This window comes from Paraburkholderia sp. SEWSISQ10-3 4 (genome assembly GCF_030464785.1).
In the GTDB taxonomy this organism is placed as follows: Bacteria; Pseudomonadota; Gammaproteobacteria; order Burkholderiales; family Burkholderiaceae; genus Paraburkholderia; species Paraburkholderia aspalathi.
On the sequence record NZ_JALPRI010000001.1, the window covers coordinates 927,869 to 949,223 of the forward strand.

General features: G+C 63.7%; 18 protein-coding genes. 8 read left to right on the forward strand and 10 right to left on the reverse strand.

Annotated features, from left to right (window positions below; all coding sequences use genetic code 11):
* The first annotated feature begins 158 nt into the window (after window positions 1-158).
* Together hpnA and M0D68_RS04225 are read left to right on the forward strand one after the other, a co-directional pair.
* Window positions 159-1,169, forward strand: coding sequence for a hopanoid-associated sugar epimerase (gene hpnA / locus M0D68_RS04220; protein ID WP_266223863.1), 1,011 nt, complete (start codon window positions 159-161; stop codon window positions 1,167-1,169).
* Between the two features lie 132 nt (window positions 1,170-1,301).
* Entirely contained in the window at window positions 1,302-1,883 is a 582-nt protein-coding gene (locus M0D68_RS04225; RefSeq protein ID WP_266223864.1) for a hypothetical protein, read from the forward strand.
* Between the two features lie 75 nt (window positions 1,884-1,958).
* Here the strand turns inward: M0D68_RS04225 and M0D68_RS04230 are convergent, their stop codons facing one another.
* Window positions 1,959-3,131 (reverse strand): glycosyltransferase, encoded by a 1,173-nt coding sequence (locus M0D68_RS04230; RefSeq protein WP_054034172.1) that lies wholly within the window; start codon window positions 3,129-3,131, stop codon window positions 1,959-1,961.
* Window positions 3,131-3,997 carry a squalene synthase HpnC gene (gene hpnC / locus M0D68_RS04235; RefSeq protein WP_266223865.1) on the reverse strand — a complete coding sequence of 289 codons (867 nt, stop codon included), beginning with the start codon at window positions 3,995-3,997 and terminating at the stop codon, window positions 3,131-3,133. The genes M0D68_RS04230 and hpnC overlap by 1 nt, the downstream gene beginning before the upstream one ends.
* A 308-nt stretch (window positions 3,998-4,305) precedes the next feature.
* On the opposite strand from hpnC, the gene ispH reads away from it, so the two are divergent.
* Window positions 4,306-5,250 carry a 4-hydroxy-3-methylbut-2-enyl diphosphate reductase gene (ispH, locus tag M0D68_RS04240; protein ID WP_093634316.1) on the forward strand — a complete coding sequence of 315 codons (945 nt, stop codon included), beginning with the start codon at window positions 4,306-4,308 and terminating at the stop codon, window positions 5,248-5,250.
* A gap of 10 nt (window positions 5,251-5,260) precedes the next feature.
* On the forward strand, window positions 5,261-6,421 hold the full coding sequence (hpnH, locus tag M0D68_RS04245) for an adenosyl-hopene transferase HpnH (RefSeq protein ID WP_093634317.1): 1,161 nt from the start codon (window positions 5,261-5,263) through the stop codon (window positions 6,419-6,421).
* A 130-nt stretch (window positions 6,422-6,551) separates the two neighbouring features.
* On the opposite strand, the gene M0D68_RS04250 is transcribed toward hpnH, so the two are convergent.
* On the reverse strand, window positions 6,552-7,157 hold the full coding sequence (locus M0D68_RS04250) for a phospholipid-binding protein MlaC (protein WP_200620619.1): 606 nt from the start codon (window positions 7,155-7,157) through the stop codon (window positions 6,552-6,554).
* Window positions 7,158-7,370: 213 nt separating this feature from the next.
* Between M0D68_RS04250 and M0D68_RS04255 the strand changes: the two genes are divergently transcribed.
* Together M0D68_RS04255 and M0D68_RS04260 are read left to right on the forward strand one after the other, a co-directional pair.
* Entirely contained in the window at window positions 7,371-9,986 is a 2,616-nt protein-coding gene (locus M0D68_RS04255) for an MMPL family transporter (RefSeq protein ID WP_200651467.1), read from the forward strand.
* A gap of 2 nt (window positions 9,987-9,988) precedes the next feature.
* A complete protein-coding gene (locus tag M0D68_RS04260) occupies window positions 9,989-10,987 on the forward strand; it encodes a VacJ family lipoprotein (protein WP_266223866.1) in 999 nt (332 codons plus the stop codon).
* Window positions 10,988-11,325: 338 nt separating this feature from the next.
* On the opposite strand, the gene M0D68_RS04265 is transcribed toward M0D68_RS04260, so the two are convergent.
* The 7 genes from M0D68_RS04265 to M0D68_RS04295 form a co-directional block, all read right to left on the reverse strand.
* Complete coding sequence (locus M0D68_RS04265; protein ID WP_266223867.1) at window positions 11,326-12,051, reverse strand: phosphorylase; 726 nt, start codon at window positions 12,049-12,051, stop codon at window positions 11,326-11,328.
* A 3-nt stretch (window positions 12,052-12,054) separates the two neighbouring features.
* Window positions 12,055-14,103: a squalene--hopene cyclase gene (gene shc, locus M0D68_RS04270; protein WP_256457247.1), complete on the reverse strand. Its 2,049-nt coding sequence runs from the start codon at window positions 14,101-14,103 to the stop codon at window positions 12,055-12,057.
* Window positions 14,100-15,377, reverse strand: a complete 1,278-nt coding sequence (gene hpnE / locus M0D68_RS04275) for a hydroxysqualene dehydroxylase HpnE (protein ID WP_266223868.1) — start codon at window positions 15,375-15,377, stop codon at window positions 14,100-14,102. The genes shc and hpnE overlap by 4 nt, the downstream gene beginning before the upstream one ends.
* Window positions 15,378-15,381: 4 nt before the next feature.
* On the reverse strand, window positions 15,382-16,230 hold the full coding sequence (gene hpnD / locus M0D68_RS04280; RefSeq protein ID WP_266223869.1) for a presqualene diphosphate synthase HpnD: 849 nt from the start codon (window positions 16,228-16,230) through the stop codon (window positions 15,382-15,384).
* A gap of 206 nt (window positions 16,231-16,436) precedes the next feature.
* The gene (locus M0D68_RS04285) at window positions 16,437-17,375 is read right to left on the reverse strand and encodes a diguanylate cyclase (RefSeq protein ID WP_054034186.1); all 939 of its coding nucleotides are present in this window, start codon (window positions 17,373-17,375) and stop codon (window positions 16,437-16,439) included.
* Window positions 17,372-17,995: a chemotaxis protein CheC gene (locus M0D68_RS04290; RefSeq protein ID WP_211706779.1), complete on the reverse strand. Its 624-nt coding sequence runs from the start codon at window positions 17,993-17,995 to the stop codon at window positions 17,372-17,374. Before M0D68_RS04290 ends, M0D68_RS04285 begins: the two co-directional genes overlap by 4 nt.
* On the reverse strand, window positions 17,988-18,356 hold the full coding sequence (locus M0D68_RS04295; RefSeq protein ID WP_093634326.1) for a response regulator: 369 nt from the start codon (window positions 18,354-18,356) through the stop codon (window positions 17,988-17,990). Before M0D68_RS04295 ends, M0D68_RS04290 begins: the two co-directional genes overlap by 8 nt.
* A 179-nt stretch (window positions 18,357-18,535) precedes the next feature.
* On the opposite strand from M0D68_RS04295, the gene M0D68_RS04300 reads away from it, so the two are divergent.
* Together M0D68_RS04300 and M0D68_RS04305 are read left to right on the forward strand one after the other, a co-directional pair.
* A complete protein-coding gene (locus tag M0D68_RS04300) occupies window positions 18,536-18,904 on the forward strand; it encodes a hypothetical protein (RefSeq protein WP_143131693.1) in 369 nt (122 codons plus the stop codon).
* 129 nt (window positions 18,905-19,033) lie between these two features.
* Window positions 19,034-21,322: a hybrid sensor histidine kinase/response regulator gene (locus M0D68_RS04305; RefSeq protein WP_266223870.1), complete on the forward strand. Its 2,289-nt coding sequence runs from the start codon at window positions 19,034-19,036 to the stop codon at window positions 21,320-21,322.
* Window positions 21,323-21,355 lie beyond the last annotated feature (33 nt).

The window sequence follows — 21,355 nt, forward strand, 5'->3', positions numbered from 1 at the left end:
CTCTCGTCGCAATCTTTCAAGCCGGCATTCTAGACGTCTCGCGGCAACATTGCTCGGTGGTCTCTCTGAGTTCCCCTGCACGCCTGAGCCGCACGGCGCGACACGTGGCCCGCGCGACACGTACAATCCGTCGACTGTCACGCAGGGAATCAAACAGAATGACCGAACAGAATCGCGATCTCGTGCTCGTGACCGGCGCATCCGGCTTCGTCGGCTCGTCGGTGGCGCGCATCGCGCAACAGAAGGGTTTCAAGGTGCGTGTGCTGGTACGCGCCACCAGTCCGCGCAAAAACGTCGAGGCGCTGGGTGCGGAAATCGTCGTTGGCGATATGCGCGACGAAGCGTCGATGCGCAACGCGCTGCGCGGCGTGCGCTATCTGCTGCACGTCGCCGCCGACTATCGCCTGTGGGCGCCGGACCCGAGCGAAATCGAGCGCTCGAATCTCGAAGGCACCGAGGCGACCATGCGCGCGGCGCTGAAGGAAGGCGTCGAACGCATCGTCTACACGAGCAGCGTGGCCACGCTGAAGGTCACCAGTTCCGGCCAGTCCGCTGATGAAACCTCGCCGCTCAAAGCCGACCAGGCGATCGGCGTGTACAAGCGCAGCAAGGTGTTGGCCGAACGCGCGGTGGAGCGCATGATCGCCGAAGACGGTCTGCCGGCCGTGATCGTCAATCCGTCCACGCCGATCGGTCCGCGCGACGTCAAGCCGACGCCGACCGGGCGCATCATCGTCGAAGCGGCGCTCGGCAAGATTCCCGCGTTTGTCGACACGGGGCTCAATCTCGTGCACGTGGACGACGTGGCCGCCGGCCATTTTCTCGCGCTCGAACGCGGCAAAATCGGCGAGCGCTACATTCTCGGCGGCGAAAATCTGCCGCTGCAACAGATGCTCGCGGATATCGCGGCGCTGACCGGCCGCAAGGCGCCGACGCTGAGTTTGCCGCGCTGGCCGCTTTATCCGCTCGCCGCGGGCGCAGAAGCCGTCGCCAAGATCACCAAGCGTGAACCGTTCCTCACCGTCGACGGTCTGAAAATGTCGAAGAACAAGATGTACTTCACGTCGGCGAAGGCGGAACGCGAGCTCGGCTATCGCGCCCGGCCCTATCGCGAGGGCTTGAGCGATGCGATCGAATGGTTCAGGCAAGCCGGATATTTGAAGGCTTGATAAAAGTGCTGACGCAGGTCGCGCCGATCCGGCGCGGCCTGCACGCACTTTGTTACAACGTCACTGTGTTTGCGACAGGTAAAAGCCTACGCGCAGCAGTTAAAATCGTGGGTCTTACCAGAGAAAGCTCGCATGAATCTTCACGAACAGCTCGGCGCGCTGGAAATGGGCGTCGATCAGCTCATCCAGGCTGTCGTGGCCCCGCAGGCCGAAAACATCCCCGAGACACCCGCACACACTGCAAACGGCGCAGAGGTGGCAGCGCAGGAAACGCCGGCGCCAAATCACGCCTCATCGGAATCAAAAACGCAAGCTGTTGCGTCTGAGGCAACGACGGCGGAAATCGCAGCAGATGCCGCGGAGTCCGGCAAAGAGCCGGCCGCCCAGGTGCAGCCCACGCTCGAAATCAACCGCCCCGCGCAAAACGAAATCACCATGACGATCGGCGGTCAGACGGTCGCGCTGCGTGCCGAGCAGATCGGGCAGCTGATCGAGGAGTTGTCGAACGCGCGCGCCTCGATGACGCCGGAACCGCCGCCGGGCATTCCGCCGGGCTGGCGCTTCGTCTCGACGAAGAATCCCGTCATGGCCGTGCAGAAACAGTCGAATGGCGACCGCCTGCTGGTCATGCGCCACACGGGTCACGGCTGGGTGCCGTTCACGTTCTCGCCCGACATGGTGATCCAGATGTACATGATGCTCACCAAGGGCTGAAGCAAAGGTCGATATAAAAAAACGGCGCCCGAGGGCGCCGTTTTTTGTCTGATCAATCCTTGGGGCAGCCGCGTCTCAGCGCTCCTGCACCGGCGCCTGCACCCGCGCCTTCCATTGACCGCCTTTACCGCGCCAGTAGCGCACGGCGGACGCAAACGTCGCGCCGACATAGAACAACGCCACCAGCGGCAGAAACGGGGCCCACAGCGGCGAGCGACGGTAGTAGCTAAGCATCGGCGCATACGCGCAGCACATGGCCGCCCAGGCGAGCCAGGCGGGCGAGCCCTGAGGACCGAGCACCAGCGCGGCCGCCGGCGGCACCAGGTAGATGACGGTCATGCCCAACAGCGTGCCGGCCAGCAGCAGCGGCGAGTAATGCAGTTGCGTAAAGGCCGTGCGCGCGATCATGTTCCAGATCTCACGCCAGCTATCGTAAGGACGCAACGACACGCTGCGCGCCGCCACATCGAGACGGATCGGATGACGCCCCGTGCCGCGATGCTTGATCCGCGCAGCAAGGCTGCAATCGTCGATCAGCTCGGCGCGAATCGACTCGATGCCGCCCGCCTCTTCGAGCGCGCTGCGCCGCACCAGCATGCAGCCGCCCGCTGCCGCTGCCGTGCGGTTGCGCGGGTTGTTGACCCACGAAAACGGATACAGCTTGGCGAAGAAGAACACGAAGGCCGGGATCAGCGCCTTCTCCCAGAACGAATCGCAGCGCAGACGGACCATCAGCGAGACGAGGTCGCGCTTTTCCGCATCCGCACGGGCGACGAGTTGCGCGACGGCGTCGGCGGGATGGCCGATGTCGGCATCGGTGAGCAGCAGGAAATCGGCCGGCAGGCCGAGCGTGCGCACCGCCTCGATACCTTGCGACTGCGCCCACACCTTGCCGGACCAGCCCGGCGGCAGGGGCTTCGCACTCAGCACCGTCAGACGATCGGGACATTGCAGTTGCAACGCGGCTGCGCGGGCGGCATCGGCGGTGCCATCGGTGCTGTGGTCGTCGACCACGATCACGTGAAATTCGCCCGGATAGTCCTGCTCGAGCAGCGTGGTGACCGCTTGCGCGATCACATCGACTTCATTGCGTGCCGGCACCACGGCGGCGACCGCCGGCCATGTTTCGCGCGGCTCAAGCGTGAGCGGCGCGGCGGGCCGCGCCCGCCAGAAACCGCCGCGCGCAAACAGCAACACACACCAGATCAGCAGGGAAAGACACGAAAGGAGAAACAGAACCACCGCCATTAAGCATTACCCTCGAGTGAACCGGCTTCTACGCCGACGCGCCGCGACAGGCGCATCACCACAGTGCGTACCGCGACGACGCACCAGTCAAATGTGTTGAGTACCGGCCGCTCGCGAAACACGTCGTAGCCGGCTTTTTCGATCCGTTCGAGGATCCGCAAACCGCCGTGGATGGCGCCGCACAGCTCGATTCCCAGGCGCCCTGGAATCCGCAACGCGAGCGGCGCGCCACGTACCAGCGTGGTTCGCACGAACGAAATTTCGTAGGCCATCAGCTTCGTCCAGGCATCGTCGACGACACCTCGCGCGATCTGCGCCTCGGTCACGTTGAAGCGCCGCATATCCGCGAGCGGCAGATACACGCGGTCTTTTTCCCAGTCGGCGGCGACGTCCTGCCAGAAGCTGATCAGTTGCGAAGCCGTGCAGATCGCGTCGGCGTCGGCGAGATTCTCCGGTGTGGCGGCGCCCACCAGATGCAGCATCAGATGCCCGATCGGGCTGGCCGAGTGGCGGCAATAGTCGAGCAAGGCGGAGCGGTCCGCGTAACGGCGGGTGTCGATGTCCTGACCGCAAGCGTGGAGCAGATCGTAGAACGGCGCGAGCGGCAGTTTATACTGCGCGATCACGCCGGCGAGCTTGCCGAACAGGAGCGGGTGCACGGGCGCCGCGCGCCCCTCCGCTACCGCGTCGAGGCCGGCGCGGAAGTCGGCGAGGCGGGCATGCCGCTCGGCCGGGCTCCAGTCGCCCTCATCGGCGATATCGCCGGCGGTGCGGACAACCTGATAGATAATGCCGATAGGCGCGCGCAGCGCCTTTGGCAGCAGCACGCTCGCGACCGGAAAGTTTTCGTATTGATCGACGTCCATCCAGCGAGCCTCGAAACCTTTTTGTAATGCGGCAGCCGATACGTGCCGCAGGGCCACGTAGTTTAAGGGTTCCGCCAAACCGGTGCAGAGTGTAATCATTGCCACCTGCGCCACGCGGGCGGCGCGGCCCCAACACCCTGGCGGGTACGCCAAAGCAAAGCCGGCCTGATAGCGTTAGAATGCGCGTTTGGTTTTGCTGTACCGGCTGGCAGCCGGGGCTCAAGACGTCAACTAAATAGATGATCGCGGCGATAAAGTCATAATTACCGACTTCTTCGAAACCCGCGTCAGTCGGAGTTCGCCAATTTATGCGAGTCATCCTTGCTCAGCCCCGCGGCTTTTGTGCGGGTGTTGTACGTGCAATCGAGATCGTCGATCGCGCGTTACAGCAACACGGCGCGCCCGTGTATGTTCGCCACGAGATTGTTCACAATCGCCACGTGGTGGATAACCTGCGCCAGAAAGGCGCGCGCTTTGTCGAAGAACTCGATGAGGTGCCGCACGGCGCCGTGGCGATTTTCAGCGCGCATGGTGTCGCGCAAACCGTCGAGCGCGACGCGGAGCAGCGCGGCCTCGACGTGCTCGACGCGACCTGCCCGCTCGTGACCAAGGTCCACGTGCAAGGGCGCCAATATGTGGCGGCGGGTCGTACCCTGATCCTGATCGGCCACGCGGGCCATCCGGAAGTGGAAGGCACGATCGGCCAGATTCCAGGCAAGGTGCTGCTGGTGCAAAGCGAGGCTGAAGTCGCGCTTCTGGACCTGCCGCTCGATACGCCGCTTGCGTACGTCACGCAGACCACGCTGTCGGTCGACGACACACGTGGCATTATCGATGCCCTGCTGCGCCGTTTCACCGACATCGTCGGTCCCGACACGCGCGACATCTGCTACGCCACGCAAAACCGTCAGGCGGCGGTGCGCGAACTGAGCAAAGAGGTCGAGGTGCTGCTGGTGGTAGGCGCGACCAACAGTTCGAACTCGAACCGGCTGCGTGAGATCGGCAGCGAAACCGGCGTGGCGAGTTATCTCGTCGCCGACGGTTCGGAAGTGAAGCCGGAGTGGTTTGCGAACGTGCAGACCGTCGGCATCACGGCTGGTGCTTCAGCACCGGAAGAGATGGTAATGAACGTAATCGATGCGCTGCGCGCATTGGGGCCCGTCGATGTCACGACGATGGCGGGCCGTGAAGAGAAAGTCGAATTCAAGTTGCCATCGAAACTGATGCAACCACTCGCTGCACGCGAAGTTTAAGGAGGACGTCTTGTCTATTCCGCTGCTACAGAAAGTCCGGGTTGGCGCATACATCATGCGTCAGCATCTCTCTGGCAACAAACGCTACCCGCTCGCCTTGATGCTGGAGCCGCTGTTCCGCTGCAATCTTGCCTGTAATGGCTGCGGCAAGATCGATTATCCGGATCCCATCCTGAATCAGCGTCTGTCGCTCGAAGAATGCCTTGGCGCAGTCGACGAATGCGGCGCACCGGTCGTTTCGATTGCAGGCGGCGAGCCGCTCCTGCACAAGGAAATGCCGCAGATCGTGAAGGGCATCATCGCGCGCAAGAAGTTCGTGTACCTGTGCACGAATGCGTTGCTGATGGAAAAGAAGATGGACGACTACGAGCCGAATCCGTACTTCGTCTGGTCGGTTCACCTGGACGGCGATCAGCAGGCGCACGATCACTCGGTGTCGCAGGAAGGCGTCTACGACAAGGCTGTCGCCGCCATCAAGGAAGCGAAGCGCCGCGGTTTCCGCGTGAACATCAACTGCACGTTGTTCAACGACGCTGTGCCGGAACGCGTCGCCGCGTTCTTCGACACGCTCGGCCCGATGGGTGTGGACGGCATCACCGTCTCGCCGGGTTATGCGTATGAACGCGCGCCGGATCAGCAACACTTCCTGAACCGCGACAAGACCAAGCAACTGTTCCGCGAGATTTTCAAGCGCGGCAACAACGGCAAGAACTGGTCGTTCAGCCAGTCGGGCATGTTCCTCGACTTCCTGGCCGGCAATCAGACGTACGAGTGCACGCCTTGGGGCAACCCGGCGCGTACGGTGTTCGGCTGGCAGAAGCCGTGCTACCTGGTCGGCGAAGGCTACGTGAAGACCTTCAAGGAATTGATGGAAACCACGGAGTGGGAAAAGTACGGTACGGGCAACTACGAGAAGTGCGCGGATTGCATGGTGCACTGCGGCTTTGAAGCGACTGCGGTGATGGATACGGTGGCGCACCCGTTGAAGGCGTTGAAGGTCAGCCTGCGCGGCCCGAAGACTTCGGGTGCCTTCACCAAAGATATTGCTTTGGATAAGCAGCGTCCGGCTGAGTACGTGTTCTCGCGGCACGTCGAGATCAAGCTCGAGGAAATCGGGCGCGCTGGAACGGGTAAGAAGGTGCAGACGGCGGCTTCCGCTTCCGCACACTAAGCGTAGTGCCTGGGGCGGCTTAGGGCCGTTTTATCCGCCCCATGAAGTACACCTTAGGTAGAAAAAAAGCGCGGTGGCCTGATTGCCACCGCGCTTTTTCTTTTTTGCGCTGCTATATGTCAGCCCGCAGTCAGCCCGCGCCTCGTGCGTTATGCGCGGTCAGGAATTTGATCAGCCCATCCACGCCGCCCTTGGAAATCTGATCGGCGAATTGCGTCTGATACACCTGGATCAACCAGGCGCCCATCATGTTGATGTCGTAAATCTTCCAGCCGTTAGCGCCCTTGGTCAGCCGGTAATCGATGGCATCGTCGCCGCCATTGCTGAGCACGTGCGACTGCACCACCAGGTCCTTGGAGCCGGCCGGCACATTGACCGGCAAGAACTTGAACTTCACGTCCTGATCCCGCAACTGCGACAGCGAGGCGGCGTAGGTGCGCACCAGCAGCAGCGTAAACTGGTCATAGAGCTGCTTCTGCTGCTCGGGGGTCGCCGTACTCCATGCCTTCCCTACCGCGATCCGGGTGGTTCGCTGAAAATCGGTAGCCGGTACGAAGCGCGTTTGAACCAGCTCGGTGATCTTCGCCATATCGCCACCGCGCGCCTGCGGATCGGCCTTCATCGCGGCCACCGTGCCTTCGACGGCACCCTTCACCACCGCATCAGGCGCGCTTTGCGCATAGGCCGCAGTGGACACCACGGCCGCAGCCAGAAAAGCAGACAGATAACGTTTCATACGCTCGCCAAAACCCCAGGAAGTAAGCGCCGGCAGGCTCGCAAGCCCGCAGCCAAAGCAAGATAGACCAGTATACCGATATTGCGTTCCCGCCCCCAGCCGCGCCGCCCGGGTGTCGTACTTGCTACCGAAGTGGAGCCGAGTCGCTCCGGCTCTGTATACTTGTGCACTTTCGTCAAAAACACCACTCGTGATAAGGCCACCTCCGCCTACATGCTGAAGTCATCTATCGTCCGTCTCGTCGCCTATTCGGTGCGTCATCCGTTACGGATCATCGCTCTGTCGCTCGTGCTCGCCGTTTTGAGCGGCTTCTACGTTGCCCATAATTTCAAGATCAACACCGATATCAGCAAGCTGGTCGAGACTGACAAGCAATGGTCCGCGCTCGAAAATGCGATGGACGCGGCCTTCCCGGATCGCGGCCAAACCGTGCTGGTGGTCGTCGAAGCGCGTGCCCCGGAGTTTGCCGACGCCGCCGCCAATGCCCTGACCGCCGCGCTCAAAGCCGATCCGAAGGAATTCGTCGCGGTCTCGCAGCCCGCTGGCGGGCCGTTCTTCGAACACAATGGACTGCTGTTCCCGTCGACCAATGAGGTGCTGTCCACCACCTCGCAGCTCGTTCAGTCCCGCCCGCTCGTCAATGCTCTTGCGCACGATCCGAGCCTGACCGGCCTTGCCGGCACGCTCACCACGAGCCTGCTGCTGCCGCTGCAGCTGGGTCAGGTGAAGCTGGCCGACATGAGCCATTTGCTGTCGCAAAGCGCAACCACGCTCGATCGCGTGCTGGCTGGCCAGCCGGCGGCGTTCTCATGGCGCGCGCTGGTCGACAAGAGCGCCGCCACGGAGCCGGCGCGTGCTTTCGTCACGGTGCAGCCGGTCGTGGACTACGACGCGCTGGAGCCGGGCGCCACCGCATCGAAAGCGATCCGCGCCACGGCCGCATCGCTGCACCTCGATGCGCGCTATGGCGCCACGGTCCGTCTGACAGGCGAACAGCCGCTCGCGGACGAAGAATTCGCATCGGTCAAAGACGGCGCCGTGCTCAACGGTATCGGCACCTTCATCGTCGTGCTGGTGATTCTGTGGCTGGCACTGCGTTCGGGCCGCATGATCGTCGCCGTGTTCATCACGCTGTTCGTCGGGCTCGCGATCACCGCGGCGCTCGGCCTGTTGCTGGTGGGCGCGCTCAACATGATTTCGGTCGCCTTCATGGTGCTGTTCGTCGGGCTCGGGGTCGATTTCGGCGTGCAGTTCGGCGTCAAATATCGTGAGGAGCGAACTCGCGACAACCGTCTTTCCGCCGCCCTCATGCATACCGCGCACAGCATTGGCGTGCCGCTGACGCTCGCGGCTGTGGCGGTCGCGTTGAGCTTCTTCTCGTTCCTGCCGACGGCTTACCGCGGCGTGTCGGAATTGGGCGAGATCGCTGGCGTCGGCATGTTCGTCGCGTACTTCACCAACATGACGCTGCTGCCGGCGCTGTTGAAAATCTTCAAACCGCCGGTTGAAGCCGTTTCGCCCGGCTTCAAGCAACTCGCCCCCGTCGACGATTTCCTCGATCATCACCGCAAACCGGTGCTGATCGGCACGCTCATCGTCGTGATTGGCGCGACACCTTTGCTGACGCATTTGCGCTTCGACTTCAACCCGCTGCATCTGAAAGACCCGCATACGGAGTCGATGGCCACGCTGCTGTCGTTGAAGGATTCGCCGGAAGCCGCAGTCAACAACGTCCATGTGCTCGCGCCGACGCTTGCCGACGCGGACCAGAAGGCCGCGCATCTGCGCGCGCTGCCGGAAGTGGGTCGTGTGACCACGCTGAGCACCTTCATTCCGACTGAGCAGCAGCAAAAGCTGATGCTGGTTGCAAGTGCTGCGCAGCAGCTGTTGCCCGCGCTGCAGCAGCAGCCCGCGCCTCAAGCCACAGACGTGGTACGCGTCGCCGCGTTGAAGCGCGCCTCGAACCAGCTCTCGCTCGCCGCGGACGACCACCCGGGACCGGGCGCCGCCGAAGCCCAGCACCTGTCCACGACGCTGCAAAAGCTGGCCGCCGCCGACGCCGCCACGCGCGATCGCGCCGAAACCGCAATGTCCGAGCCGCTGCGCATCGCGCTGAAGCAACTGGCGGATCTGCTGCAGCCGACCGAGATTACGCGCGACAACCTGCCCAAGGAGATTTCCACGAGTTGGGTTTCGAAAGACGGCCGCGCGCTGGTCGACATCGCGCCGAAGGTCAAACCCGGTACCGATCCAAACGACGACGCCATGCTCGCCCGCTTCGTTCACTCGGTGAAGAAAGCGGAGCCGGACGCGATCGGCGGCCCGATTTCGATCCTGAATTCCGCGGACACGATCATCAAGGCGTTCCTGCAGGCCGCGGGCTATGCGTTGCTGTCGATTGCAGTCCTGCTGTGGATTGCGCTGCGACGGGTCAGCGATATGCTGCGCACCCTGGTTCCGCTGCTGGTATCGGCGCTGGTGACATTGGAGTTGTGTGTGGTATTCGGCATGCCGCTGAACTTCGCGAATATCATTGCGCTGCCGCTGATGCTCGGCGTCGGCGTAGCATTCAAGATTTACTTTGTGATGGCGTGGCGCAACGGACAGACTGGCCTTTTGCAGTCGAGCCTCACGCATGCCGTGTTGTTCAGCGCGGCGACCACGGCGACGGCGTTCGGGAGCCTCTGGCTGTCGCATCATCCGGGGACGTCGAGTATGGGACGCTTGCTGGCACTCTCGTTGTTTTGCACCCTGATCGGCGCGGTGGTGTTCCAACCCGTACTGATGGGCAAGCCGCGTCAACGTCGCGCGAAGCGTAAAGGAATATAAGTATGAAGCTGCGAAACACCGTGCTGGCGCTGGCCGCCACCGGTCTGATCTCTGGCTGCGCGACCGGCCCCGACCGCAAGCCTGGCGATCCGTTCGAGCCGGCAAACCGCGTGATTTTCAATTTCAACGACGGTGTGGACCGCTTCATCGCCGTCCCGGTCGCCAAGGGTTACCAGAAGGTGACACCACAGCCGTTGCGTACGGCGGTGAGCAACTTCTTCTCGAATCTGGGCGACCTGACCAACGCCGCCAACAACCTGTTGCAGTTGAAGATCACCGACGCGACCGAAGACTTCGTGCGCTTCGCGTTCAACTCGACCTTCGGGCTCGGCGGCCTGCTTGACTGGGCGACGCCGGCCGGCTTGCCGAAGCACCACCAGGACTTCGGTCTGACTCTGGGCCACTGGGGCGTTCCGTCGGGCCCGTACCTTGTCTTGCCGCTATTCGGCCCGAGCACGGTGCGTGACAGCATGGGGCTCGTGGTGGACGTGAAGTTCAACCCCTTGAACTACATTGAGCCGGCGGTACGCAATCCGCTGTACGTGCTGCAGTTCGTGAGCGTGCGTTCCGATCTGCTGGGCGCATCCAGCCTGCTGCAACAGGCCGCGCTCGACAAGTATTCGTTCGTGCGCGACGCCTACACGCAGCAGCGTAAGGCACGCCTGCGCGGCACCGGCGACAACGCCGCACCGCTCCCGACCTACGACGACCAGGACGACTCCGGCGCCGCCGCCCCCGCCAAGGGCGCGTCGGGGGCAGCGGCAGGCGCCCCAGCGGGCGTCCCGAACTACACCGACCCGGGCGACGCACCAGAAGCCCCGAACGCAGCCTCAGGAAGCGCCACAGGCGCCCCGGCAGGCGTCCCGAACTACACCGACCCAGGCGACACACCGAGCGCTCCAGCGGCAGCGCCTGCTGCCGCGTCGGGCGCAACGACGCAGGCACCGCAAACGGCGCCGACGGACAAGAAACCGCCGGAAGCAACGCCAGCGGTCCAATAAGGGATGTGAGTCAGATCCCCGGCGCGCTTTGCGCGCGTCGGGCAGCGAAGAACACGCAGACAACTCGCCTGAAAAAACCAGACGGTTTTATGAATTACGCTTCGGCGCGCGGAGCGCCGCCGGAAGTATGACGCCCTTGTCACTGGCGTGTGCACGGGCACGAACACAGATTCCAGATGCACCACTACCCGTAGCAGACCACGGTGCCCACTTAGCAGGGGCTTCTAGCCGCTTTCTTTGCTTACTTTCTTTGCGGCGGCAAAGAAAGTAAGTGCCGCCCCGCACAGGGGCAACGCTAATAGACCACTAACAAAACAAGGAAAGGCACCAAACCCAGATCAGGGAAAGGCCAAAGCGCCCGCCGCCGCCATAGCATGCCGCGCCTGCACCAACGAGGTCCGCGCCGCCCGCGCATCGACGGCGACTTGAATCAGCGCCGTAAGCTGCGAAGGCTGCCGCAAAAGCTCCCGCAAAATCGGCCCCAACGCAGTAGTCCCATCATCCCGCAGGCCAGCAGTCGCAGCAGCCGGCAACGTCCGCCAGGCCGGATCAACAACCGCCCGGCAAACCGCAAACGGCACCCCATGCGCGGCAGCCGTCGCCCCAGCAATATGCGACTCCATATCAACAGCCAAGGCACCCGTCGAACGATGCAGTAACCGCTTGTCATCAGCGCTGACCAAAGGCGCGGTCACAGCCGCCATCACCCCACGCCGCAGACGCGCCGCGAGCGGCCCCGTTGCCAACGCAGCGGCAAACCTGTCAGCCCATGAGCGATCAGTTTCGAGCCGCCCGAACGGCCCCTCAACGGCCTCACCGACGATCAAAGTGCCCGGCTCCAGATCGGGCGCCAACCCACCCGCCGTACCAAAGCTAACAATCCCCGAGCACCCACGCGCAACCGCCGCACTCAACGCCCGCTCCAGCAGATCCGCGCGAGCCGCGTAGACCACCTCGACACCCTTGCCGCGCGCGATGCGCGCTTCGAACGCCATACCCGTCACCACGATCACCGGCAAGGTGTTGCGGCCGGCGTCGGCTGACAGCGTTGTTGAAAACGCCATCCGTTACATCCCGACCGCGACGCGCGTCAGCCCGTTGCGTTTCAGATGACGGAAGCGCGCCAGCGCCCACAACGGGAAGAACTTGCGATAGCCGTGGTAACGCAGATAGAACACGCGCGGGAAGCCGGTCGCCGTGAAGCGCGTTTCGTCCCACAACCCGTGCTCGCGCTGTTCGCGCTGCAGATACTCGACGCCACGCGCCACCGCCTCATGATTCACCTCGCCCGCCGCCATCAGGCCCATCAGCGCCCATGCGGTTTGCGAAGCCGTGCTCGGCGCGCGCTCGTAGCCGTGATAGTCGAGCTTGTAGCTCTCACCGCCCTCACCCCAGCCGCCGTCTTCGTTCTGGATCGACAGCAGCCACAACGCAGCGCGCTTCATGCGCGGATCGTCATGCGGCAGACCGGCGGCGTTCAGCGAACACAGCGCGGTCCAGGTGCCGTAGATATAGTTCAGGCCCCAGCGGCCGTACCAGCTGCCGTCCGATTCCTGTTCCTTCAGCATGTAGTCGAACGCGCGCTGCGCCGGTTCACTGCCCTGCGGAAATTCGCCGAGTTGCGCAAGCATCGACAGGCAGCGGCCGGACACGTCCGCAGTCGGCGGATCGAGCAAGGCGCCGTGATCGGAGAACGGAATGTTGTTCAGATAGTACTGCGTGTTTTCCGGTTCGAACGCACCCCAGCCGCCGTCGCTGCTCTGCATGCCGACCACCCATTCGCGCGCCCGCGCAATGGCTTCGCGGTCGACATCCGATTGCGTCAGCGCCGCCGAGCGTTGCATCGCCATCGCCACCACCGCCGTATCGTCGACGTCCGGATAATGCGCGTTGTTGTACTGGAACGCCCAGCCGCCAGGACGCACGTTCGGACGGCGCGAGATCCAGTCGCCGCGCACGTCGAGAATCTGCAGCGGGCGCAGCCAGGCGAGCCCGCGTTCAGCCGCCTGTTCGGCATGCGCTTCGCCGGTCTCGAGCAGCGCATGCGCCACGAGCGAGGTGTCCCACACCGGCGACAGACACGGCTGGCAATATGCTTCGTCATCCTTGATGACGAGCAGCTTTTCGATCGACTGACGGGCGATCGCGCGGTTCGGATGATCGGCCGGATAGCCGAGCACGTCGTACATCATCACCGAGTTGGCCATCGCCGGGAAAATCGCGCCGAGGCCGTCTTCGCCGTTCAGCCGTTCGTCGACGAAGCGCACCGCCTCGCGCACTGAACGCTCACGCGTCGCCTTCGGGAACAGGCCGTCGACCATGCGCAGCATCACGTCCACGCCGCGGAAAAACCGGAACCAGCCGAGATGCTGATGCGGCGCCCGATCACGCATGCCGGTATTGACCGGCGCGCCGCGGAACAGCTCGTCGATCCGCACACGGCGCGGATTGCGCGCCACGGGCCGCTTCGCGTTCAGCACCAGCAGCGGCACGATCACGGTACGCGCCCAGTACGACACCTTCGACAGATGGAACGGGAACCACTGCGGCAGCAGCATGATTTCCACGGGCATCATCGGCACGGCACGCCACGACACCACGCCGAACAGCGCAAGCAGAATCCGCGTGAACACGTTCACCGTTTCCGCGCCGCCGTTCGCCAGAATCGCTTCGCGCGCACGGACCATGTGGTCGGCGTCCGGCGAGTCGCCGATCATCTTCAGTGCGAAGTACGCCTTGACGCTCGCGCTGATGTCGAGCGCGCCGTCGGTGAAGAGCGGCCAGCCGCCGTCCGCCAATTGGATGCGGCGCAAATAGCGGCCAATCTTCTGCTCCAGTTCCACGTTCGGCGTTTCGCCGAGATAGTGAACCAGCAGCACGTATTCGGCGGGAATCGTCGCATCGGCTTCGAGTTCGTAGACCCAGTGACCGTCCGGTTTCTGCGCGCCGAGGATCGCGTCGGTGGCACGCGTGATCGCGGCGTCGAGCGAAGGCGCGTACGCTTGCGGCGAGGCATCAGGCGCAGCGCCCGACACCGCGCTTGGCACATTCAGCGCCGCATCGGCGATTTCAGGCAGGACGGCGTCCAGCGGCTGGGCTTGAGATAAGTCGTTCATCGGCGTTCCATCGGTTGATTCAGCAGCGTGTCCGCGGCCTTCTGGCCGGAGCGGATCGCCCCTTCAATCGTCGCGGGCAGGCCGGTGGCCGTCCAGTCGCCCGCGAGCATCAAATTGTTCCAGCGAGTGCGCGTGCCGGGGCGCAGCATTTCCTGATCCGGCAACGCGGCAAACGTCGCGCGTTTTTCCACCACGACCTGCCAGGCGGGCATCGGCTCGGCCGGCACGTTGGCAGCCTGAGCCACTTCGGCCCAGATGGTTTTCGCCAGCGCTTCATGCGGTGTGTCGAGCAGGCGCTCCGCGGCGTTGACCGTGGCCGACATGCGGCCCTCGAAGGCAAACAGCCAATCGGCCGTCGCATTCAGCAGCCCCGTGATCGGCGCCATGCCGAACGGCGGCTCGACCGCGAAATGCACGTTAAGGGTCTCGGTGAAGCGATTCGGCGAGCGCAAGCCGGGCACGAGCGTCTGCGCGATGTCCGGCGGCACCGCGAGCACTACGGCCTGGTTGGCTTCGATCGCGATGCTTTCGTCCGCGAAATTCAGTGCCGAGATGCGGGCGGGGCCGGCGCCGCTGTCGGCAAACACGATGTCGGTCAGACGCGACCCGAGCCGGATTGCCGCGCCGCCGTGCTGCAACAGACGCAGCGCCGGGTCGACAAACGCGCTGCCCAAACCGTTTTTCGCCACCAGAGGCCGGCACGCCAGACCACCGGCGACCAGCGTCTCCCTGACCATCGCGGCCGTGAGCTCCGCCGACGCTTCACGCGGCTCGACATTGAGCATCGCGAGAAACAGCGGCCGCAGCAGACGATCCCACAGCGGGCCATTGCAGCGCATGGTTTGCGCCACACTGCGCCCGGGTTTGGCGAACAGCAGCGGCACGAGCGCCAGATAGTCGCTCGGTCCGGTGTTCGGCACGCGCGCGTTCGGGTCGAAGATCCACCAGGGCAGGCGGCCCGGCGACATGCGCACGGTCCAGCGCGCCCGCGTCGCCAGATCCATGAACGGATATTCGGGCTGGGACGGGCCGACCAGCTCGTCGGCGGCGCCGATCGCGCGTACATAGTTGAGCGTGGCGTAATTGCCCGACAACACCATGTGATTGCCACTGTCGATGGTGGCGCCGAGCTTGGGATCGTAATACGACCGGCAACGGCCCCCTGCCTGTGGCGCAGCCTCATGAAGCACGACTTGTGCGCCGCGCCGCTGCAATTGCACCGCTGCGGCCAGGCCGGCGAGGCCGGCGCCGATCACATGGATGAGCTTCGGCATCAGCTCAGAAGAGCGCGTAACGCGCGACGATCCACAGCATGCGCAGTTTCGGCTTGCTGACCTTCGTACGCGGAATGTCGAAGCCGCGCTCGAGCGTGCGTTCGAGCAGCACGCGATAGACGCCCGACATGATGCGCGGTGCGCGCACATGGCTGCGCGGCTCGCGGTCCATGATCGCGTCGGAAGCGGCGAAATGCTCCTTGGCGCGCTCGGCGAGCGTCGCGCAGACGCGCGGCAACGACGGATCGTCGGCGATCTGGGTCGGGCTCGTCACGGCAATACCTTCGCGCGCCAGCAATTCGTGCGGGAGGTAGCAGCGGTTGATGCCGGCGTCTTCGTCGATATCGCGCAGGATGTTGGTCAGTTGCAGCGCGCGGCCCAGATGGTGCGCCAGCAAATGGCCCGGCTCCTCCTGCATCCCGAATATCCTCACCGACAGACGGCCCGCCGCGCTCGCGACGCGGTCGCAGTACAGGTCGAGCGTGGCTTCGTCGGGCGCGCAGATGTCGGCGGCGGCATCCATCGCCATGCCGTCGATCATTGCGTAAAAATCTTCGCGTTGCAGGTGAAACGTATGAATGTGCCGCGTCAGCGCGCGCAAGGAAGCGCGCGGTGAGCCGGCGTAGCACGCGTCGATGTCGGCGCGCCAGCGCTCGAGTGCGGCGGCGCGTTCGGCGCGCGGCATGTCGCTGTCGGCGATATCGTCGACAGCGCGGCAGAAAGCGTAGACCTGATACATCGCGTCGCGCTGCGCGGCCGGCAGGATGCGCATTGCGAGATAGAACGAGCTGCCGGACGTAGCGGCAGCGGCGTCGATTTCTGTATCGTCCACGACAAGATTGGAAACAGCCAAGACGATCTCCGCTGGAGGCGCCCGCTGAAAGGCGTTCAAGAAATTTTGTGGTTACTGCAAGGCATGCGCCCCGCGCGCGCGGACACGCGCGAAACACCCGGCAGGGATGCCGGAAACGGCGAAAAGTATAACAACCTTTGTGAGATGCCGCAGTTTAGGGGTGAATAAGGGGCCGGAAGACGGATGTGGCGCTTCGCGAGAAACGCTCAGGTAAACGCCACCGAGCGATTGCGCCCCTGCCGCTTGGCGCTATACAGCGCAGCGTCGGCTTCATTGATGAGCACGTCGTACGCCGGCACGCCAAGGCGCGCCGCCGCGCCACCAACGCTGGCCGTCACCGGCACGCTTGTGCCTTGCACGTCGACCGGCGTGTCGGCGATCGTGCAGCGGATTTTCTCCGCGACCCGCATGGCGTCTTCCAGCGGTGTACACGGCAACAGCAAGGCAAACTCCTCGCCACCGAAACGCCCGAAGGTATCCTGCGCCCGCACCACCTCGGCGACCCGTTGCGCCATCACGCGCAACACCGTATCGCCCACGCCGTGGCCGAACTGGTCGTTGATTTTCTTGAAGTGATCGAGATCGAACAGCAGCACGGACATCTCGCCGCCGTAGCGTTGCCAGCGCGTGAATTCGTCGCGCAGGCGCGCTTCGAAGTAACGCCGGTTGGCGATGCCCGTCAGACCGTCACGGTCCGCGTATTCCTGCAGCTTGGCGACCGCCTCTTCACGCTCGCGCTGCACGATGCTGACATGCGTGACGTCGGAGATGGTCACGCACACGGCCACCACTTCGCGATCGCGCGTGAGCGGCATGAAGGTGCAGTCCTGCTGCATGAAGTCGACGCCGCCGGTAATCGGCCGGTCGTGATCGAACTTGAAGAGATACGGGCGCTGCTCCCACGAACTGAACGCGAAACTGCCGAGCTGAAACACGCTTTCGATCTTGCGCGACAGCCACACGCGCGGCAATTCCGGAAAGTGCGTGAAGAGCGATTTGCCGACCACCTGCTCCGGCGTCAAGCCGCTGTGATCCTGCATGAAGCGATTCCACATCAGCACGGTCATATTGCGATCGAGCACGAAGATGCCGAAACCGACACGTTCGACCACCAGATCGCTCAACGACTCCGCGGACACATTCATAGGCTGGACAACAGCTCGTCGAGCGCCTCGTTCATATGGCGGATCGACTCTTCGGCCATCAGCATCACGAGGTGCGCGCGAAAACTCTGGTCCTCGAGCGCGAAATTGACTTCCACCAGCAGCGCGACTTCCCACTGCAACACGCCGGGCTGGAACACTTCGTCGAGCGTCATCGCCTCACCGAGCAGGCCTGGCGCTGAGAAGACCGGCGTGCGGCCGAGCTGGTCGAGGATGCACGAGACACACGCGCCCGTCAGCACGTTCGCGACGTCGAACACGAGTTCCTGCTGGCTCACCGCCTCATAGCTCGAGCGCGAATAGGGGTCGCTCACGAGCGAACACAACTGGTCGACGCTGTCGCTGCGGCAGATCACCAGCGCTTCGCCCTTGATATCGGAGCGAAAGCCCTGGCGCACCGCGCTCACCGTGTCCTCGATTCCGGTCATCTCGCGCAGCGCCTGTGCCGCCTCGCTCACCGCCACCACCTTCACGCGCGGCACCGATAATTCGATGAACGCATCGAGCAGGCTCGCGAGACGCGTCGCGGCCTGGCCCATCGCCAGATTGGCGACCTCTTGCAGCGCGTCGCGCTGGTCTTCGGTGAGGACTGGCTCAGACATACAACCCGTACTCCTTGAGGATGGGTAGTACCGCCTCGGGCGTCACGGGCTTGGCGATGAAAGCGACGGCGCCGAGCGCGCGCACGCGCGACTGTGCCATCGGCTGGACATCGGCGGAGACGACTATGACGAAGGTGTTCAGATCCTCATGCTGCAATGCTTCCAGCACCTGATAGCCGGTCATGTCCGGCATCGTCAGGTCGAGAAACATCACCGACGCTTTGCCTTCGCGATACAGGCCAAGCGCTTCGCGCCCGTTCGTCGCGTAGGACACGTCGACATCCCAGTCCGGCGGCAATGCCTTGGTGAGCACCTTGCGGGCAAGCAATGAATCGTCGGCGATCACAATGGGCAAAGGCATGGGCGGGTCGGTAAGCGGAATTAGCTCTTGCGCGTTAACGGCGGGTAGAGGTGATTTCTTTAACGTGCGGTCTGTCGACCGGCGCTCAAACGGGCTGAAGCTTGCGAGAATGAAGCTTGCAAACGAGCGGGGTGCGCGCACAGCGAGGCGCGTGTGACGGAAGCCGTGGGCGCGCATGGATGCGCGCGGGCACGGTGGACGACGGCTATGACCGGCATGTTCGAGCCTACCCCGTAGATGAATCCGCGCGGCTCCACGGATCGGGCTGGTCCCTTGCCGCGCGGCTGTTTCCGCGAGCGCCTTCGGTCACGCGTTGTGCGCGTTGCCTGGCGGTCCTCGTGGCAGATGCATCCGAACATGGCGGACGCATTATTTGTGATGACATCGATTTTCGAAGCAAATTGGCGGAAAGGCAACTCGCCAATTTCGCTTTGATTAAAGAAATTTTCCCATTAAATGCTATTTTTGAAAATATTTCGGTAGATTTCAGAGTCTTTCTTTTACATTTATACTTTTGTGTACGTTTGCGCTGCTCGATTTGTCACTGATTCAAACGGCCGACAAATCGGGGGCCGACCATTTGTCACAGTAACTAGTACGGCTGCTGCATGTCTATGCTTTTCGTATGACGCCGATTCCCAGCCTTTTCGTCCAGAACGACCTTAGCGTTACCGACCATGACATCAGAACGGTTCGACCCGCCTGAAGCGAGCCGCCCTCCCCCTAGCCGCCAGGACGAGGCGCGGTTTCCGGCCGTACCGGAACAGAATTTCCACGTCCGGCGCATCACGCTGATCGCGCTGCTTATCGCAGCCATCGTGCTGCCGTGCGTGTACGTCGCCGCGATGGCGTTCAGCGATCTGCGCGCGCGCATGGCCGACGCGACCGACGTGACGCTGCGCACCGTGCGTGTGGCCGAAGAACACGCGCTGAAAGTGTTCGACATGAACGAGACGCTCGACTCGCGCATTGTCGATCTGACGCAAGGTCTGGACGACAGCGGCATTCGCGCTCAGGAAGGCGAGATTCACGAGAAGCTGCGCACTATGGGCGGCGGCTATCCTCAGGTGGCGGCCGTCTCGATCTTCGGCCGTGAGGGGGATCTGCTCGCCACCAGCCGTTTCTATCCTGCGCCGGAGTTGTCCATTGCCGACCGCGACGATTTCACCGGCATTCGCGACGGCAAGGGTCTCGAGCATGTCTCGAAGGTCATGACGGGACATGTCGTGGGCGAACAGGTGTTCAACACGGGCGTGGAGCGGCAAGCAGCCGACGGCTCATTTGCCGGCGTGGTCTCAGTCGCACTGCGGCCCAGCTATTTCGACGCGTTCTACCGGGAACTGCTCGGCGGCAGCGACAGCACGCCGATGATCATGAGCCTCGTGCGCACCGACGGCGCGATCCTCGCACACTATCCGCGCCGCCCGCGCGAGCCGCAGGCTACGGCGCCGCATTCGCCACTGGCCGAAGCGCTGGCGCAAGGGCGGCGAGCCGGCGTCGTACGTATGCACTCCGACATCGACGACGACAACGTAATCCTCGCGTTCCGGCGCATCGGCGCCTATCCGGTCTACGCGTTGTGCGGCTATCGCACCTCGGCCATCTGGGCCGCGTGGTACCGGCATCTAAGCGTACTGATTCTGTCGATGTTCACGCCGTCTATCGTGCTGTGGTGCGTGATCTGGCTGTCGCTGCGGCGCCTCGGCGCCGAGGAGGAGGCATGGGAGCGCTGGCAGGCCGAAGCCTCGATGCGCCGCTCGATCGAATCCGCGTATCGCCAATCGCGCAAGATGGAGGCGCTCGGCAATCTGGTCGGCAGTGTGGCGCACGATTTCAACAATCTGCTGATGATCGTTTCTGCCAACGTGCAGATCGCCCGGCGGCGCGGCGCGCCGGGGCTCGACCGCGAATTGTCGGCGATGGAGCGGGCGCTCAAGGGTGGCCAGTCGCTCACCCGGCAATTGCTCGGCGTCGCGCGCAAGCAGCCGTTGCGCAACGAGACGCTGGCGCTCGAGCGTTGGCTGCCGGCGTGCCGCGAACTGCTGCGCGCATCGCTCGGCGCGAAGATTTCGCTGGTGATGGATATCGGCGTCGATATCTGGCCCATGCGTGTCGACGTCGCCGAGCTCGAACTGGCGCTGATCAACATCGCGGTGAACGCGCGCGACGCCATGCCCAACGGCGGCCGCTTCACGGTTCGAGCCGCCAATATCAACTTCCGCCACCAGGACGGCTTTCCGCTGACCGGCGATTTCGTGCAACTGTCGCTTGAAGATACCGGTGGCGGCATGCCGCCTGAAGTGCTCGCGCGCGCCTTCGAACCGCTTTTCACCACGAAGCCGAAAGGCATGGGCACCGGTCTCGGACTGCCGCAGGTTTTCGCCTTCTGCGAGCGCTCCGGCGGCCTTGCCGCGATCGACAGCGCAATCGGCGCAGGCACCTCGGTGCGCCTCTACCTGCCGCGCGCCACAGCCGCTCCCGAAGCCGAACTGCCGGCCGAAACGGGTGTCGAGGAAAGCGGCGCGCCGCACGGCTTGCGCATCCTGCTGGTCGAGGACAATGACGAAGTCGCCGCCGGCACCGAGGCCCTGTTGCAGATGATGGGCCACCAGGTGACGTGTGTATTCAACGCCGATACCGCGCTTTGCCTGTTCGACGACGCCCACGCGAGGCAGGCGCGCACCGGCGAGCCGCTGCCGTTCGACCTGGTGCTGTCGGACATCCACATGCCCGGCACGATGAACGGCATCGACCTGGCCGAAGCCGTACAGGCTTTCGACACCCGGCTGCCGGTCATTCTGGTCACCGGCTACGCGGAAGAACTCGACCGGGCGCGGCATGTGAACGTGCGGGTGCTGTCGAAACCCTTCGATATCGCCTTGCTGGAAGAACTCCTGCAAGCGATCCAGCGCGAACTGGCGCAAACGGGCGCCGATCCGGCTGCGGCGGCCCATCCGGCCGACTAACGCCGCTTTTTCAGCATCGCCGCCAATTACCGG

What these genes read in the sequence shown, in the direction of transcription:
- M0D68_RS04300 (WP_143131693.1), top strand. Translation starts at nt 18,536, where the DNA reads ATGCGCGCGGGCACGGTGGACGACGGCTATGACCGGCATGTTCGAGCC.
- M0D68_RS04285 (WP_054034186.1), bottom strand. Translation starts at nt 17,375, where the DNA reads ATGAATGTGTCCGCGGAGTCGTTGAGCGATCTGGTGGTCGAACGTGTC.
- shc (WP_256457247.1), bottom strand. Translation starts at nt 14,103, where the DNA reads ATGAACGACTTATCTCAAGCCCAGCCGCTGGACGCCGTCCTGCCTGAA.
- M0D68_RS04255 (WP_200651467.1), top strand. Translation starts at nt 7,371, where the DNA reads ATGCTGAAGTCATCTATCGTCCGTCTCGTCGCCTATTCGGTGCGTCAT.
- M0D68_RS04225 (WP_266223864.1), top strand. Translation starts at nt 1,302, where the DNA reads ATGAATCTTCACGAACAGCTCGGCGCGCTGGAAATGGGCGTCGATCAG.
- M0D68_RS04260 (WP_266223866.1), top strand. Translation starts at nt 9,989, where the DNA reads ATGAAGCTGCGAAACACCGTGCTGGCGCTGGCCGCCACCGGTCTGATC.
- M0D68_RS04295 (WP_093634326.1), bottom strand. Translation starts at nt 18,356, where the DNA reads ATGCCTTTGCCCATTGTGATCGCCGACGATTCATTGCTTGCCCGCAAG.
- M0D68_RS04230 (WP_054034172.1), bottom strand. Translation starts at nt 3,131, where the DNA reads ATGGCGGTGGTTCTGTTTCTCCTTTCGTGTCTTTCCCTGCTGATCTGG.
- M0D68_RS04250 (WP_200620619.1), bottom strand. Translation starts at nt 7,157, where the DNA reads ATGAAACGTTATCTGTCTGCTTTTCTGGCTGCGGCCGTGGTGTCCACT.
- hpnE (WP_266223868.1), bottom strand. Translation starts at nt 15,377, where the DNA reads ATGCCGAAGCTCATCCATGTGATCGGCGCCGGCCTCGCCGGCCTGGCC.
- ispH (WP_093634316.1), top strand. Translation starts at nt 4,306, where the DNA reads ATGCGAGTCATCCTTGCTCAGCCCCGCGGCTTTTGTGCGGGTGTTGTA.
- M0D68_RS04305 (WP_266223870.1), top strand. Translation starts at nt 19,034, where the DNA reads ATGACATCAGAACGGTTCGACCCGCCTGAAGCGAGCCGCCCTCCCCCT.
- hpnC (WP_266223865.1), bottom strand. Translation starts at nt 3,997, where the DNA reads ATGGACGTCGATCAATACGAAAACTTTCCGGTCGCGAGCGTGCTGCTG.
- M0D68_RS04290 (WP_211706779.1), bottom strand. Translation starts at nt 17,995, where the DNA reads ATGTCTGAGCCAGTCCTCACCGAAGACCAGCGCGACGCGCTGCAAGAG.
- M0D68_RS04265 (WP_266223867.1), bottom strand. Translation starts at nt 12,051, where the DNA reads ATGGCGTTTTCAACAACGCTGTCAGCCGACGCCGGCCGCAACACCTTG.
- hpnA (WP_266223863.1), top strand. Translation starts at nt 159, where the DNA reads ATGACCGAACAGAATCGCGATCTCGTGCTCGTGACCGGCGCATCCGGC.